This is a genomic window from Pseudomonadota bacterium (genome assembly GCA_018817425.1).
Taxonomy (GTDB): Bacteria; Desulfobacterota; Desulfobacteria; order Desulfobacterales; family RPRI01; genus RPRI01.
The window spans coordinates 1-14,740 of sequence record JAHITX010000024.1 but is presented as its reverse complement, the minus strand read 5'-3'; the positions used below and the strand labels follow the sequence as shown (position 1 = coordinate 14,740).

The following is a 14,740-nucleotide window of genomic DNA, read 5'->3' as shown; positions in this document are numbered from 1 at the left end:
ATGAATTGGCAAGATATTTGCTTATACTAATATTAACCCGATAAAAATTCTTCTTTCCTCCTTAACGGTCAACTGGATTAATTTCAGTTGGCCGTTATTCTTTTAGCCAGATAAAGATCACGAGATATGTTCTTTGGCAATCATAAAATAGGAAGAGTCTGCAAAATCGGTACAAATTTTTTCATAAGCTTCTTTGCTTTTATTTTCTTCCCCCAATAAGGCAAAAAGCCTTCCGAGGTTAAAATAGGCCTCATCTTTTAATAAATTACCTGGTTCTGCAATAATTTTTTCAAAATAATTTACTGCTGATTTTAAATCCTTTTTTTCTTCATAGGAATAGCCAAGATTATTTAAGATCTGGCATTTAACAAACCGATTGTTGCTAAAATCAATAAGCGCTTTATCATATGAATCAATTGCTTTATCTATATCTCCGGCTTTATAGCAAATATTAGCAAATTCAAGCCTTGCTACTTTACCTCCAATATTTCCCGAATATTTGTCTATAATATCATTAAATCCGGCATTAACTTCGCCCAAAGCTTTTTGAGGGCCATGTTTTTTAAGAGAAACGGTATATTGCCTCAAATTGTTTTGAAGCATCGAAAAAGCTTTGCTTTCAGACTTTCGATGAAAGTAACCATATCCGGAAAAGGCAATAGCAATTAGCACCACTGCACCTATGGCACATAATACTTGTGTCTGATATTCAGCTAAAAGATTGAATAATTTAGCTGAAAAGGTAATAAATTCATCAGGTTTATTAAAGAGTTCTTTTCTTGTTATTTTATTCTTTGCCATTGTTTCTCCAAGCACCATTTACATAAGCATTTTTTTTATTCTATCCCAGCCATCTTCCGGTATATTAGCTCCTACAACCTGACAAACTTCATATCCACACGCGGACCCAAGTTCGCCACATTTTTTGAGGTTGTAACCATTTACTAATCCGAATAAAAACCCAGCCGCCCAAAGGTCACCTGCTCCGGTGGTATCTAACGCAAATCCGTTTCCCATTGGAGCAACTTTAATAACTTCTCCCTTGTGTGATATGTAGCTTCCCCGTTCACCTATTTTCAGCACTGCAATATCCGCACGTTTTGATAAATCATCTATAGCTCGCAGTTCGTCTTTATAACCTGTAAATGCAGATGCTTCATCCTCATTGGCGAGTAATATATCTACATAGTCGTCGACTATTTTATCAATAAAATCTTTATTTTCTTCGACAACCGTGAAACTTGCAAGATCCAGTGAAATAAGCGCACCCGACGATTTTGCGTTGTTTAAAGCAGATAGCATTAAATCTTTGTTAAAAAGCAAATAACCCTCTATATGGACAACCGCAGCTCCAATAAAACAATTAATTGTAATTTCTTCCGGTTTTGTTTCCAAAGAAGCACCAAGGCAGGTAAACATCGAACGCTGGGCATCTGGTGTAACTATAGAAAGAACTCTTCCGGTAGGAAAAGAGCAAGTAAAAAGATGTGATTCAACATTATTATTTTTTAAATCATTTTCAAAAAATTTACCGAGCTCGTCTTCACCCAATTTACCTACAAACCGTGCTGCACCGCCCAGTTTCCCTATGCCTACTATTGTATTGCATGCAGAACCTCCCGGTACTATGCTGGTTTTATTTGTTGTCATGGATAATGTGTCATCAATAACATAATCGTTAACCAGAGTCATTCCACCCTTTACAACACCGGATTTTTCTATAAACTCATCATCCTCAAGAGCAAGAATATCAACAAGAGCCGATCCTATGCCTACTACAAGTTTTTTGCCATTACTTTTATTTGAGTCGTTAATCATTTATAAGCCCTAATAAATCATATTATTACTGTATTATTATATAGTTATTGTGTGTTCCAAAATTGTTTTCACATAGTTGGCCATTATTGGGGTCTTTTTGCCATTGCCCGTCAACTAGAAACATGTATTCATATCTACCGGGATTAAGGAAAATCGTTTTTTTCCAGACTTCACTATTTTCTTTTTTCATAGGGTGTTTTTTCTCGTTCCAATCATTAAAATCACCCATTAAAGAGACATTACTAGCTTTTTGAGCTTCAATAAAAAAATTAACTCTTCTTTTACCTGCCTTTGCTGATATTTTCTCTTTTGCCATATATGCCCCCTTTTTTGCCAGGAATTATTATAGTAAAACTTAAAAGATTATGAAACAAAGAATTTATGTTCAGCAGAATGGAGTGCCGGAATACGATTGTTCTTTGGCATCAAAGCATTATCTATGTATCCTATATTTAGAAAATTTATTGTCAAGATATTTGTTCTTGCCCTGACATAATTATGCTATAAGAAAGATCTTGGCTGTATAGGGTCTAAGCTTATTAAAATTCTTTATTTACACAAACTGGATTATAAGCAATTAAAGCATAATTTAAAAATAAATATATTGTTATATAGTGCTATATTCAATATTTAAAATTCTATTGAATTTAAAATTAAATATAGTGAAAAATATATTCAAACATTTTGTACATTCTGCCGATATAGTATATATAATCGAAGAAAATTTCTGCTTCTGTATATAGACTCTTATGTTTATAAGGATTTATCTTTATTTTTATAATGAACTGCTGATGAAACACCTTTTATCAAGGAGAAGTTACTATGAATGTAATTATAGCCGATGACTCAAAGGTTGTTCGTTCTATAGTTGAAAAGGCTATCAAACCACTTGGCTATAACTCTTTTCAAGCATCCCATGGAGGAGAAGCTCTTGAAATATTGGAAAAAATGGGAGGTGAAATTGGTTTGATTCTTATGGATTGGAATATGCCTGTCATGGATGGTTTTGATGCACTGGTTAAGATTAAACAAGACTCAAGATTTTCTTCAATTCCAATAATAATGCTAACTTCGGAATCAGATAATAACAAGGTCAAAATGGCCAGTGATGCGGGAGCGGCAGCTTATGTAAAAAAACCATTTACACAAGATGAATTAGTTGAAAATATAAAACAAGTTATAAACTAATTATAATCATGCCTAAAGCTGAACACAGAATAGGAGGGGGTAATAACATGGCAAAGGTATTGTTGAATGATTGCAACCCCGATGCTTCTTTAACACTAACCAATATGCTAAAGGACAACGCCGAGATAATTGTTGAGCCTTTCAGCGAGCAAAGAGAACTAACCGATTTTAACCTTGTCTTACTGTATTCAGACAGTACAGATGACCAACAGATTTTGCGTAAAATAAAAAATCTGCACTTCAGGACAAAATTTAGAAATATACCTATTATTTTGCTTAAAGATAAATCCGAATTGTTTTCCGACCAGCCCTATTTCAATTTTGGAGTTTCTGAATTTATGGCTCTGGATGAACCCCAACCGATTTTCAATCAAATTTTACAGGGGTATTTAAATCCGGGGCGGCAACCGCTTGAACGTGAGTTAATATATCTGACCCCCTTTATTGAAAGCACGAAAACGGTTTTAAGCAAGATGGCATCCATGGAGGCTGAATTTAGGGGAGTATATTTTCAAAATAGCTTAAGAATTCTTGGCGATGTTTCCGGAGTCATTGGCCTTTCCGGCACAACTGAGGGAACAGTTATTATCACCTTTCTCTGGAATCTTGCAAGACAGGTGATTGCGAATATCATGGAAGTAAAAGAAAATGAAATCAATGCAGAAATGATACACGATGGCGTTGGTGAAATAATTAACATGATAAGCGGGTCCGCCAAGAAATCGTTATTAGAAGCATCGTATGATTTCCAGCTTTCAATACCGACAATAATTGTTGGCTGGGGCCACGAAGTGGGGCATCCCGATAATGCAACTATTGCGGTACTGACCTTTGATGTTGGAGACCAGGCATTTGTATTACATATCTCTCTGACACAAAAATAGCAAACAAGCCGGATGATTGTAAAGTTTTCCGGAAAACCAATTTTTTAAATGGTCTGAAAGCATCATTATTGTATGGAAAACACACAAACTGACATTTTGCTTATCAGCACATCACAAGAACTTCATGATTTTGTGGCAGATGTTCTGGACAAAGATGGATATTGTGTTCACACTGCCTCTATTATGAGAGAAGCTTTATCTGCCATAGATTTGAACCCGGTTGGTTTAATTCTCTGCGGTATTGAGCTGGAAGATATTTCCGGCGAGCAGTTTTTATCCTATCTTAAGAATGATCCGAAAAGAGAATCAATCCCATTTATTTTTCTTCTATCAACAGAAAACCAAAATGCGCTTAGTCCTAAACGTGCAATTGGGTTAGGCGCGGAAAATTTTGTTTTTTTCCCTACAGAAGGCTCTGTATTGCTTTCTTGTATAAAAGAGTTTTTAAAACCATCCCGGCAGGTAGAACATCATGTTGAACATATCGATGCATCTACGCATAAAGACAATAAAGACTCGCAAGCTAATATATGCAAACCCGTTTTAACCGAAGCAGAACAAAAAGGGATTGATGAGAGACGTGTGGAAAAGAGGGAACGCTTTGAGATTCCGATTCCGGTAGAAATATCTCGAGAAGGCAAAACCTGGATTCATGGTTTTATATTAAATCGCGGCAAGTCAAGCGCTATGATTGAAACATCTCTTCGTAGAAGATATGGTGATGATATTTTTATAAGAGAGCCTGAAGATGAAATCGGTAATATAGTTGCAGGTTCAGTAGTCCATGTTCTTTTAGGAGATGAAAACAAACAGATTGGCTTCGGCGTTGTTTTCCGTAAAAAAAATAGTATCAATTGGCAAAGCTTTTCAGAACGTTTGATGAGCAAAAGCAAAAAGCAGTCAACAGTAACTATAAGGCGCGATTTTTTCCCAATAGCTGCTGAAGTGTCAAGGGACGGCGCTTTTTGGATTGATGCTCAAATTACCGGTTGCGACCTGATGAGTGCCAGCCTTAAAACATCGATATTGGCAAAACCGGAAGACAAAATGGTTATAAAGTTTGAGCGGCATGGTATTAAAAATATTGTTAATGGCAAGATAAAAAAGGTTGAACTTGAACAAAGCGAATTACTAGCGAAAATAGAACTTGATTTCTCGGAAGATGAAGAGTGGATAAAATTGTATAATCATTTTGCTGTTATCGCCGGGCCTGAATCATCTGACAAAGAAAAGGAAGTAAATGTTCATGATAAATTTCGGGCCAAAATGATTAAGGTAGGATTATCCGGAGACTTAAACAGCAAAGAAAGTGATAATGTTGCTTCGATTAAAGAAGACACCCAGAAGAAAACAGAACCCAAGAACAAACGTTTCTATCAAAGCTTAATCGGCAGAAAAATGGATAATTACGAGGTAGTATCATTTATTAGTGCAGGAGGGATGGGAGGAGTATTCAAAGGATGGGATATAGCATTGGAAAGAGATGTGGCATTAAAAGTCATATCATGGGAGCTTTCATCTCAGGAAGAGTTTGTAAAGATGTTTTTAAAAGAGGCTCGCTTTGTTTCCAAGCTGAACCATCCCAATATTGCGCAAATTTATTATATCGGTAATTCAAATGGGATTATGTATTATGCAATGGAATTTATTCATGGTCAGACTTTATCTGATATGCTCAAAAGTAAGTTCCAGTTTAATGTAGTGCAAATAATAACCTATTTAAAAACATTGTGCAGCGCTTTAGACTTTGTCTGGAAAAACAATATCGTCCACAGGGATATCAAACCTGCCAACATTATGGTGACAAGTTCTGATGAATTGAAACTGGTAGATTTCGGTGTAGCAAAGCTTGATACCAAGAGCGAGATCCAGGAGGAAAAGAAAATTGTTGGTTCTCCTTTATATCTGAGTCCCGAATCTATTCGTAATCAGGGGGTAGATAATCGCAGTGACATTTATTCATTAGGAGCCACTTTTTATCATCTGCTTGCAGGAATACCACCTTTTTATGATAATTCATGCAGTAACCTTCTTTTTAAACAACTCAATGACCCTGTTCCTCCATTGAAGCAAAAATGCCCGGAAACCCCCGATTTTCTTTGTGAGACTATAGAAAAAATGATGGCAAAAAAATGCGAAGAACGTTTTCAGAATTACCAGGAAATTATCGACTGTCTTAATTGTTCCTCCAGTTCAAAATAGACTCTATAGAGCCACTTTCAAAACGTTTCAGTTTGGTCAAGCTCAAGGCGGGAGAAAATTTCAACCGCAGGAATACATTGAGTATTTCGAGGATTGAAATTTGAGCCAAACGCAGAGATCGGCCAAAATGGGGCGTTTTGAAACTGGCTCTATAGAAAAGACCTAAGCGCTACCCTCATCCCCCAGCTCCAGGAAATTTCCCAACCTCATACCGGCATGGCGTAGATGTTTACTGCTATTGCAGAAAATGGCCGTAATGCAGTTTGTGATTTATTAACTGCGACTTTATATTATCGATATTTTTCTTTTCTCTAATTATAAAGCGGTAAAGACCAGCGCGTTTTATATCTCCGACAAACAGAGCTCCTACAAGATATTTGCTATCGGATGAGAAAACAAGTTTTTTGTATGTTGTTTGTGTTTCGGTTACATGTGTTTCATAATCAGTTCCTTTAGTATGTACTATTCCCATTGAGACAAACGGAACGTCGGCCACCTGGGTTGCATTTAAAATACCGGCGGAACCCAAATACCGGGTATGTCTTCCAGCCATGTTGCGCCCGGCGCAGCGCCCCATTTCGGCTGCATTTGTCCAAAGACCGCTTATTATTTTCTTTCCGGAAAGTAAATCAAAGCTTTCTGCAACATCTCCTGCCGCATAAACATCCGGAATGTTCGTAGCAGTATATTCATCGGCAACAACACCCCGATCAATCCTTATACTGCTTTTATCAAGAAAGTCTATATTGGGCGAAACTCCTTTTCCAATCAAAACCATTTCAGCTTCAATTTGTTTCCCGTTTGACAGCATTACACCTTTTACTCCGTTATTTCCTGAAATAATTTTCTTGACACCGCACCCGGTTATAATCTTAAGTCCTGCAATGTTTAGCGCTTTCCGGATGAGTTTGGCATCATCTGCTTCCATCAACTGAGATAACACCTGGCCGGAATAAACAACAAGAATAACCTCAAGACCGCGTTCAAGCAATGCAAAGGCGGTTTTTAAATTCAGCATCCCTCCGCCCGCCATAACAACCTGACGAGTTTTTGCAGTGAGGTCGGCTATTTTTTTTGCATCCGAAAGAGTTCTTAAGGCAAAAACCCCTTGTGAATTTGTTCCTTCTATTTCCGGAGGAATAAAGGAACTGCTTCCGCTTGCAATAAGCAACTTGTCATATGAAATGTTTTTTGAATTACTTGCTGAGACAATTTTGTTTTTTGTATCAACAAAAGTAACTCTTGCCCCGGTGCAGATATTGATATCTTTGCCTTTGTAAGGACCGTTGCCAACAAGAGCTATGTCAGATTCGGATTTTTTGCCACTTATCAGAAAAGGAATCATAGGCCGAAAGTACGGCATTTCCTTTTCCATCGATAAAACCGTAATAATCCCTGAGCTGTCCAGTTCACGTATGGCATTTGCGGCAGCCATTCCGGCGGCACTTGCGCCTATAATTACATAACGGGTTTGTTTTGCAGTCACTTTATCCTCCAAGCCCTGCTGCAAGTTCTTTTGATACTTTTTTCCGTATATTGCCGGAATAGTTTTCAACGGTATCATAAACCAACGCGTGAGTGGGACATGCCGTTACACATGCGGGAATATCTTTATCTGGACACCGGTCGCAACGGTATGCCTTGTGTTCTTCAATATGCCTTCCTATTACTCCGTAAGGACAAACCATGACACATGTCCAGCAGCCGATACATTTATCAGCATCGGTAAGAACTACCCCGTCTTCTGTTCGGGTTATTGCTCCGGATATACAGGCATGCAGACAAGGTGCATCTTCACAATGGCGGCATAATATGGGCATACGGCTATCCGGTGCAGTCCACTCAACATAGATACGTTTTTTCGGTACAGGGTGTTCAGATATTGCGCTGTATAATGATTTGCTTTCTGAATGCTCTACCGCACAGGCAAGCTCGCAACTGTGGCATCCCATGCAACGATCAATTTTAACAAATATTTCTTTAGGTGTTGTCATTCTAATCTCCTGTCGGTAAACCATTATAATCCCAATCCTGCCCGGCGTTCATCTATGGCGGCCAAAAGTTTTTGTGCTGCGGATTCAGGATCAAGATCCACAATAAAATAACCGCCTGTAATATCTTTGATTTTTTCAGTAAGGATTTGAGTTACAAGCGCACTGCCGGTAACGGGAATCATAACTCCCACATGAGTGGGAAGTCCTGCTGCAACTGAATATGTACCGATAGATACGGCTTTTTCGGATACGGCTTCCGCCGCTGATGCAACAACCGGAAGCTTGTCTGTATCAACACCAAGATAGTTTGCAACAGCAACCGCCAGAGCCACGGCCCTGGAATTATCAACACAGGAGCCTACATGTAAAACCGGCGGAAGAGGTCCGCCAAGTCCGTTTGCTTCTCCGATAGCCGTAAGTACTGCTTTAAGTCCGTCTCCACAAAGATTATCAACATTTAAAGGGTCCATGAATCCATGCCGCATCAAAGCTCCGGCCCCGCATCCTGTGGCAATCACAAGCACATTGTTTTTAAGAAGTATACGGGCCATAGTTATAAAGTTTTTGTCCTGGGCCACCTTGACATTATTGCATCCTGCAAAAAGGCATACCCCGCGAATGTTGCCTGATTTAATATTATCAACAAGCGGTTTAAGAGGATCTTTTTCATCCAGTTTAGAAAGCGCCGCCACAATTGCTTCCACAGAAAATCCGGCTACAACATTTGAGCGGATATCCGGAATATCAACAGTCTTGTTTTTGCGGCGTTTAAAACTTTCGATTGCAATGTTAAAAATTTCACCGGCCTTTTCAGCAGCCTTTTCCTCAGTAAATTCGATATGCTTTGAATTTGTAATCTTGCACAAATCCATAGTGGTAATTACAGGCGTTGTGAAGCATTCCGCAACCGAAACCACAGAAGGCATTATGCACTGGTAATCCACAACCATTGCATCAAGCGCACCGGTTACGATAGCCATCTCCTGGCTTACTGAATGCGTACATGAGGCAATACCGTGGCGCATCATTATTTCATTTCCTGTACAACATATTCCAACGATATTTATTTCCGATGCTCCGGCCGCAACAGCTTTTGCATTTGCTTTTGGAGCAAGAGTTACCAATACATCGGAAAGTACCGGATTATGGCCATGTACTGCTATATTGACTGCATTCGCTTTTAACACACCCATATTTGCAGTTGTTGCTTTGGGCTGGGGAATGCCGAAAAGTATATCCGCCAGATCCGTGCCCATATAACAACCGGCCAGATCTGCAACACCGCATCGCAATCCTGCAAGAAGAAGATTCACCGGATCGGCATCCACTCCATATAAAGTCCTGTGCATAATCTCTGAGATTTCATGATCAATGCCTTTAGGCACCAAGCCCAAATCGCCAAGAGTTTTTGCACGGGCAGGAGTTACTACGGTTGCTGCCCAAAGTACTGGAGTATCTTTTTCATGAAAATCGGCAAGAGCTGCATTAGCCACATCTTTTGCTATGTCATTATCCGAACGACCGGTTACCGGGATATTTAAGCGTGTCGCAACACTTTTGAGTTTTCCGGTTTCCTTGATCGAATAGTCTTTTACTTCTCCTTTTGCCACCTTTAACAAGGTATGAGCCAGATGCTTTGCATGGCCGGAATGTGCGGCGGTACCGGCAGCAATTGCCCTGTCAAGGCCTCTTGCAACCATTATATCGGCAGTTGCTCCGCATATACCCTCTTTGGGGCCTTCACCAAAAGGATCGATACGGCACGGTCCCTGAAGGCAATGCCTGCAGCAAAGACCTGTGTCTCCAAAACCGCACTGAGGCTTCATGGCCTCGTATCTGTCCCATACGGTTGTTATGTTATTTTTTTTGGCTTTTTCAAGCATCTGTAAAACTGCAGGATCAGTGCTTTTGTCGCTGAAATCTTCCTTCCCGGACATATTATTATTCCTCCTTGAAAAGATATGTCACGGCCTTCAGGCCGGAGTTGATTTTTGGATTTATTATCTTAAAATAAACAGCATTATAATTTAAAATGCAACAACATATAGTTGCAACCGGCATACTAAATCTTTTCTTTACAAATAGGTCCTTATGGCATAATTATAAAGCTGGCATAATATATTTTCCTAAAAGCGGATTTTTAAATCATCAGAAAAATAGAGGGAAATATTTAGGACTCTTGGGCAGTCCGTAAGAGTATAAAAACATCGAAAAATCTGGTTCACATTATGAATATTTTTAAAAAGGAGTAGATTTTATGGCAAAAAAAATGAAAACCATCGATGGGAATACAGCAGCAGCTCATGTAGCTTATGCCATGAGCGATGTTGCCGCAATATATCCTATTACCCCTTCAACCCCGATGGGCGAAATTGCGGATGAATGGGCGGCTCAAGGGCAGAAAAATGTTTTCGGCCAGATATTACATATCAGACAAATGCAATCCGAAGCGGGCGCAGCAGGCGCAGTTCATGGCGCTCTTGCGGCAGGTGCTCTTACTACTACTTTTACCGCATCCCAGGGCCTGCTTCTCATGATTCCTAATATGTATAAAATTTCAGGAGAGCTTCTTCCGGCAGTATTTCATGTAAGCGCAAGAGCAATTGCCGCTCATGCACTTTCAATTTTCGGTGATCATGCCGATGTAATGGCTGTTCGTCAGACAGGTTTTGCTCTTTTATGCTCCGGTTCCGTTCAGGAGGTAATGGATCTTGCGCTTGTATCGCATCTATCATCTATCAAAGGCAGAGTGCCGTTTCTTCATTTTTTCGACGGTTTCAGAACTTCGCATGAAATCCAGAAAATCGAATTAATCGATTATGAATCCATGGCATCTCTTGTCGATTATGATGCCGTATCCGCTTTCCGCAAAAGAGCAATGAACCCTGAACACCCGACTGTTCGCGGTACGGCGCAGAATCCCGATATATATTTTCAGGGAAGGGAAGCCGCTAATTCTTACTATCTTGAGATACCCGAAACGGTAAAATATTACATGAAAAAAGTTGGGGAACTCACTGGCCGACATTACAAACTTTTTGATTATACCGGAGACCCGGAAGCTGAAAGAGTTATTGTTGCAATGGGTTCTTCCTGCGAAGTTATTGAGGAAGTTGTAAACAGGCTTAATGAAAATGGAGAAAGTGTCGGGCTTGTCAAGGTTCGTCTTTACAGACCATTTGTAGTTGATGCGTTTCTTGCGGCTCTGCCGGCTTCTGCAAACCGTATAACCGTACTTGACAGAACAAAAGAGCCCGGAGCTATCGGTGATCCTCTTTATGTTGATATCTGTACGGCTTTTTTTGAAAGAAATGAGATGCCGGTTATCGTAGGCGGACGTTACGGACTAGGTTCAAAAGAATTTACTCCTGCAATGGCCAAAGCCGTATTTGATAACATGAAATCAGCCGGACCGAAAAATCATTTTACGGTAGGTATTACAGATGATGTAACTCATACTTCCCTTGAAGTGGAAAATGATGTGGAAACCACGCCGGAAGGAACCATACAGTGTAAATTCTGGGGCCTTGGCTCAGATGGTACGGTTGGAGCAAATAAATCCGCCATCAAAATTATAGGAGACAATACCGACTTGTTTGCTCAGGGCTATTTTGCCTATGATTCAAAAAAATCAGGCGGAATAACCGTATCGCATCTTCGTTTCGGGGAAAAACCCATACAGTCCACCAACCTTGTCACTTCCGCTGATTTCATTGCATGTCACAAATCAAATTATGTAGAACTATATGATATTTTAGAAGGCATAAAACAGGGTGGAACCTTTCTTTTAAATTCACCGTGGTCTTTAAAGGAAATGGAAGAACACATTCCCGCTGAAATGAAAAGAACAATCGCTTCTAAAAATTTAAAATTTTTTAATGTTGATGCTGTTAAAATTGCAAAAGCTGTAGGGCTTGGCGTAATGATAAACATGATCATGCAGACGTCATTTTTCAAGCTGTCAAATGTAATACCCTTTGAAAAAGCAATAGCTCTGTTAAAAGATGAAATAAACAAGGTTTACGGCAAAAAGGGCGAAAAAATCGTCAATATGAATATAGGTGCGGTTGACCAGACCCTTGCAAATCTTGTTGAAATCAAATACCCAAAATCATGGAAAAATGCTGTTGATGAAAGCGGGGCAGGATCAGAAAAACTTGAATTTCTGGAAAAAGTTATGCGTCCCATGCTTGCCCAGCAGGGTGATAAACTGCCGGTAAGTGTTTTTGAACCCGATGGGGTTTTCCCGGTTGCTACATCACAATATGAAAAGCGCGGTGTTGCAATCAATGTTCCTGAATGGATAGCCGAAAACTGCATCCAGTGCAACCAGTGTTCGTACGTTTGCCCCCATGCAGCTATTATTCCTGTTCTTGCAACAGATGATGAGATTAAAGATGTGCCTGCATCTTTTGAAACTAAACCGGCTTTGGGAAAGGAGCTTAAAGGGTATCAATTCAGGATTCAGGTTAATACTTTAGACTGCCAGGGCTGCGGAAATTGTGCCGATATATGCCCGTCCAAGAAAAAAGCTCTGGAAATGAAACCTATTGAAACGCAAGTAAGTACTCAGGTTCCCAATCATAAAGTTTCATTGACCATACCTTTTAAAGACAACATCGTTTCAAGAGAATCTGTCAAAGGAAGCCAGTTTCAAAAACCTCTTATGGAATTTTCCGGAGCCTGCGCCGGATGCGGTGAAACTCCTTATGTTAAGGTATTGACTCAGCTTTTTGGCGAAAGAATGATTATAGCCAATGCAACGGGTTGCACTTCAATATGGGGTGCTTCTGCTCCTTCGGTTCCCTACTGTGTGGATAAAAACGGGCACGGCCCTGCCTGGGGAAATTCTCTTTTCGAGGATGCGGCGGAATTCGGATACGGAATATCTATGGGAGTAATTCAGCGCCGGCAAAAGCTTGCGGATCTGATAAAAGAAGCTGTTGCAGACAATGAAATATCAGAAGAACTTAAAGCCACTATGGCAGGATGGCTTGAAGGTTTGAATGATCCGGAAATTTCAAGAAAATACTCAGATCAGCTTAAAAAAATCCTTACCGAAACAAAGAAAACGCCTCTTTTGGATGAAATACTTTCTATGTCGGATCTTTTTGTGAAAAAATCGGTATGGGCTTTCGGCGGTGACGGATGGGCCTATGATATCGGTTTCGGCGGTGTTGATCATGTTATAGCTTCCGGTGAAGATGTTAATATTCTTGTGCTTGATACCGAAGTTTATTCAAATACCGGCGGCCAGTCCTCAAAAGCCACACCTACTGGTTCGGTTGCCAAATTTGCAGTATCAGGCAAAAAGATTGGTAAAAAAGATCTGGGCAGAATAGCCATGACTTACGGTTATGTTTATGTGGCTTCAGTTGCAATGGGTGCAAGCAAGCAGCAGACACTCAAGGCTTTCATTGAAGCAGATAAATATCCCGGGCCTTCTCTTATAATATGCTATGCTCCGTGCATTAACCAGGGCATCAGAAAAGGCATGGGAAAAACTCAGGAAGAAGAAAATCTTGCTGTTGCATCAGGCTACTGGCCGCTTTACAGATACAATCCTCTTCTTGCACAAGAAGGTAAAAATCCTTTTATTTTCGAATCGAAAGCTCCGGATGGAACCTTGCAGGAATTTCTTTCAGGCGAAAACAGATATGCATCACTTGAAAAGCAGTTTCCGGAAGAATCCAAAAAACTTCGCCAAAAGATCGAAAAGGAGTATAACGAAAGATATGAAATATATAAACATATGTCAGGAAGTACTTCAGACGAAGAAAAAGAATAATTCCAAGACTGATTGTTAGACCGGCTTTATCAATTGAACCGCCGCGGTATGTGATCCATATGCCCGGTGGTGCGGGATGAGGGGAGTTGACAGACTCCCCTTGTCACTATTTTTCTTGTGGATGAGCCAGCCCAGCCAAAATGAATCCAACACCTCCGAAATCCAAAAAGTTAATAATATCTCGTTACACTTATGCGAACTGGTTCCATAGTTTAACACCCATGGATAAGGAGGTGTATTAATATTTTTAAATCTTTTATATGAACTTAACCCTATATATTTCTTTCACGCGATGAAGTAAAAATTGAATATGTAGATTAGTATATACTTGTCCATTAATTATAATAAACTGCAAAAAATCATTTGCTTTTCATAAACTCTTCTGATAAACAGCACAAACTTATTTATAATTACTATTTAGTTGATTTGTAAAATCTTGCTTTGGTGATTTATTGTTGTCGGCTGCTGAATGCTGATTATGCTCTTTGTGTTCTTGTTTATTGCTTTTTGCTTCCCGGCTACCGATACCTGTTTTACAGCTAAAGGAGCGCTGCGTTGAAAAGAACTCTTCTTTATTTGTTCCTGTTGGTCGCCCTGCTTGTTCCATCCCTTTTAAGTGCAAATGATATTTCAATTACCGGCAACATTGCCACAGAAAACCTGATAGACTCCATTGCCCTTTCGCCAAATACCGGCATGGCTTATGGGATTGATAAGCAGACAAACAGAGCTGGTCGGGAAAAACTGTACAGTTGCTTAAGTGGTAAAGCTGTTCTAAATTGATTTTAAAATATAGAAAGGAGCAGCGGTAAAATGAAGAAATTGAGAAGGAATCATGGAGCAACGTTTAAAGCAAAAGTAGCGAT

At 39.7% G+C, this 14,740-nt stretch carries 11 protein-coding genes; 5 read left to right on the top strand and 6 right to left on the bottom strand.

Annotated features, from left to right (window positions below):
• Positions 1 to 117: 117 nt before the first annotated feature.
• From KKC46_05430 to KKC46_05420, 3 genes are read right to left on the bottom strand one after another with little or no spacing between them, the layout of a single operon-like run.
• Positions 118 to 801 (bottom strand): tetratricopeptide repeat protein, encoded by a 684-nt coding sequence (locus KKC46_05430; protein MBU1053257.1) that lies wholly within the window; start codon positions 799 to 801, stop codon positions 118 to 120.
• Positions 802 to 819: 18 nt separating this feature from the next.
• On the bottom strand, positions 820 to 1,818 hold the full coding sequence (locus tag KKC46_05425; GenBank protein ID MBU1053256.1) for an adenosine kinase: 999 nt from the start codon (positions 1,816 to 1,818) through the stop codon (positions 820 to 822).
• Positions 1,819 to 1,843: 25 nt separating this feature from the next.
• Positions 1,844 to 2,134 carry a glycogen-binding domain-containing protein gene (locus tag KKC46_05420; protein MBU1053255.1) on the bottom strand — a complete coding sequence of 97 codons (291 nt, stop codon included), beginning with the start codon at positions 2,132 to 2,134 and terminating at the stop codon, positions 1,844 to 1,846.
• 506 nt (positions 2,135 to 2,640) lie between these two features.
• Here KKC46_05420 and KKC46_05415 point away from each other — a divergent pair.
• The 3 genes from KKC46_05415 (at position 2,641) to KKC46_05405 (ending at position 6,092) form a co-directional block, all read left to right on the top strand.
• A complete protein-coding gene (locus tag KKC46_05415; GenBank protein ID MBU1053254.1) occupies positions 2,641 to 3,006 on the top strand; it encodes a response regulator in 366 nt (121 codons plus the stop codon).
• A 47-nt stretch (positions 3,007 to 3,053) separates the two neighbouring features.
• A complete protein-coding gene (locus KKC46_05410) occupies positions 3,054 to 3,890 on the top strand; it encodes a chemotaxis protein CheX (protein ID MBU1053253.1) in 837 nt (278 codons plus the stop codon).
• 72 nt (positions 3,891 to 3,962) lie between these two features.
• Positions 3,963 to 6,092 carry a protein kinase gene (locus KKC46_05405; protein MBU1053252.1) on the top strand — a complete coding sequence of 710 codons (2,130 nt, stop codon included), beginning with the start codon at positions 3,963 to 3,965 and terminating at the stop codon, positions 6,090 to 6,092.
• Positions 6,093 to 6,327: 235 nt separating this feature from the next.
• Here the strand turns inward: KKC46_05405 and KKC46_05400 are convergent, their stop codons facing one another.
• From KKC46_05400 to cooS, 3 genes are read right to left on the bottom strand one after another with little or no spacing between them, the layout of a single operon-like run.
• Positions 6,328 to 7,656 carry an FAD-dependent oxidoreductase gene (locus KKC46_05400; GenBank protein MBU1053251.1) on the bottom strand — a complete coding sequence of 443 codons (1,329 nt, stop codon included), beginning with the start codon at positions 7,654 to 7,656 and terminating at the stop codon, positions 6,328 to 6,330.
• A complete protein-coding gene (locus KKC46_05395; GenBank protein MBU1053250.1) occupies positions 7,580 to 8,086 on the bottom strand; it encodes a 4Fe-4S dicluster domain-containing protein in 507 nt (168 codons plus the stop codon). Before KKC46_05395 ends, KKC46_05400 begins: the two co-directional genes overlap by 77 nt.
• 23 nt (positions 8,087 to 8,109) lie before the next feature.
• Positions 8,110 to 10,023, bottom strand: a complete 1,914-nt coding sequence (gene cooS, locus KKC46_05390; GenBank protein MBU1053249.1) for an anaerobic carbon-monoxide dehydrogenase catalytic subunit — start codon at positions 10,021 to 10,023, stop codon at positions 8,110 to 8,112.
• A gap of 320 nt (positions 10,024 to 10,343) precedes the next feature.
• Here cooS and nifJ point away from each other — a divergent pair, with 320 nt between their 5' ends.
• Complete coding sequence (nifJ, locus tag KKC46_05385) at positions 10,344 to 13,874, top strand: pyruvate:ferredoxin (flavodoxin) oxidoreductase (GenBank protein ID MBU1053248.1); 3,531 nt, start codon at positions 10,344 to 10,346, stop codon at positions 13,872 to 13,874.
• Positions 13,875 to 14,429: 555 nt separating this feature from the next.
• Entirely contained in the window at positions 14,430 to 14,657 is a 228-nt protein-coding gene (locus KKC46_05380; GenBank protein ID MBU1053247.1) for a hypothetical protein, read from the top strand.
• The last annotated feature ends 83 nt before the right edge of the window (positions 14,658 to 14,740 follow it).

Bases quoted from the DNA above. Each gene is read 5' to 3' on its own strand.
- KKC46_05430 (MBU1053257.1), bottom strand. From the start codon at position 801: ATGGCAAAGAATAAAATAACAAGAAAAGAACTCTTTAATAAACCTGAT.
- KKC46_05425 (MBU1053256.1), bottom strand. From the start codon at position 1,818: ATGATTAACGACTCAAATAAAAGTAATGGCAAAAAACTTGTAGTAGGC.
- KKC46_05420 (MBU1053255.1), bottom strand. From the start codon at position 2,134: ATGGCAAAAGAGAAAATATCAGCAAAGGCAGGTAAAAGAAGAGTTAAT.
- KKC46_05415 (MBU1053254.1), top strand. From the start codon at position 2,641: ATGAATGTAATTATAGCCGATGACTCAAAGGTTGTTCGTTCTATAGTT.
- KKC46_05410 (MBU1053253.1), top strand. From the start codon at position 3,054: ATGGCAAAGGTATTGTTGAATGATTGCAACCCCGATGCTTCTTTAACA.
- KKC46_05405 (MBU1053252.1), top strand. From the start codon at position 3,963: ATGGAAAACACACAAACTGACATTTTGCTTATCAGCACATCACAAGAA.
- KKC46_05400 (MBU1053251.1), bottom strand. From the start codon at position 7,656: ATGATACCGTTGAAAACTATTCCGGCAATATACGGAAAAAAGTATCAA.
- KKC46_05395 (MBU1053250.1), bottom strand. From the start codon at position 8,086: ATGACAACACCTAAAGAAATATTTGTTAAAATTGATCGTTGCATGGGA.
- cooS (MBU1053249.1), bottom strand. From the start codon at position 10,023: ATGTCCGGGAAGGAAGATTTCAGCGACAAAAGCACTGATCCTGCAGTT.
- nifJ (MBU1053248.1), top strand. From the start codon at position 10,344: ATGGCAAAAAAAATGAAAACCATCGATGGGAATACAGCAGCAGCTCAT.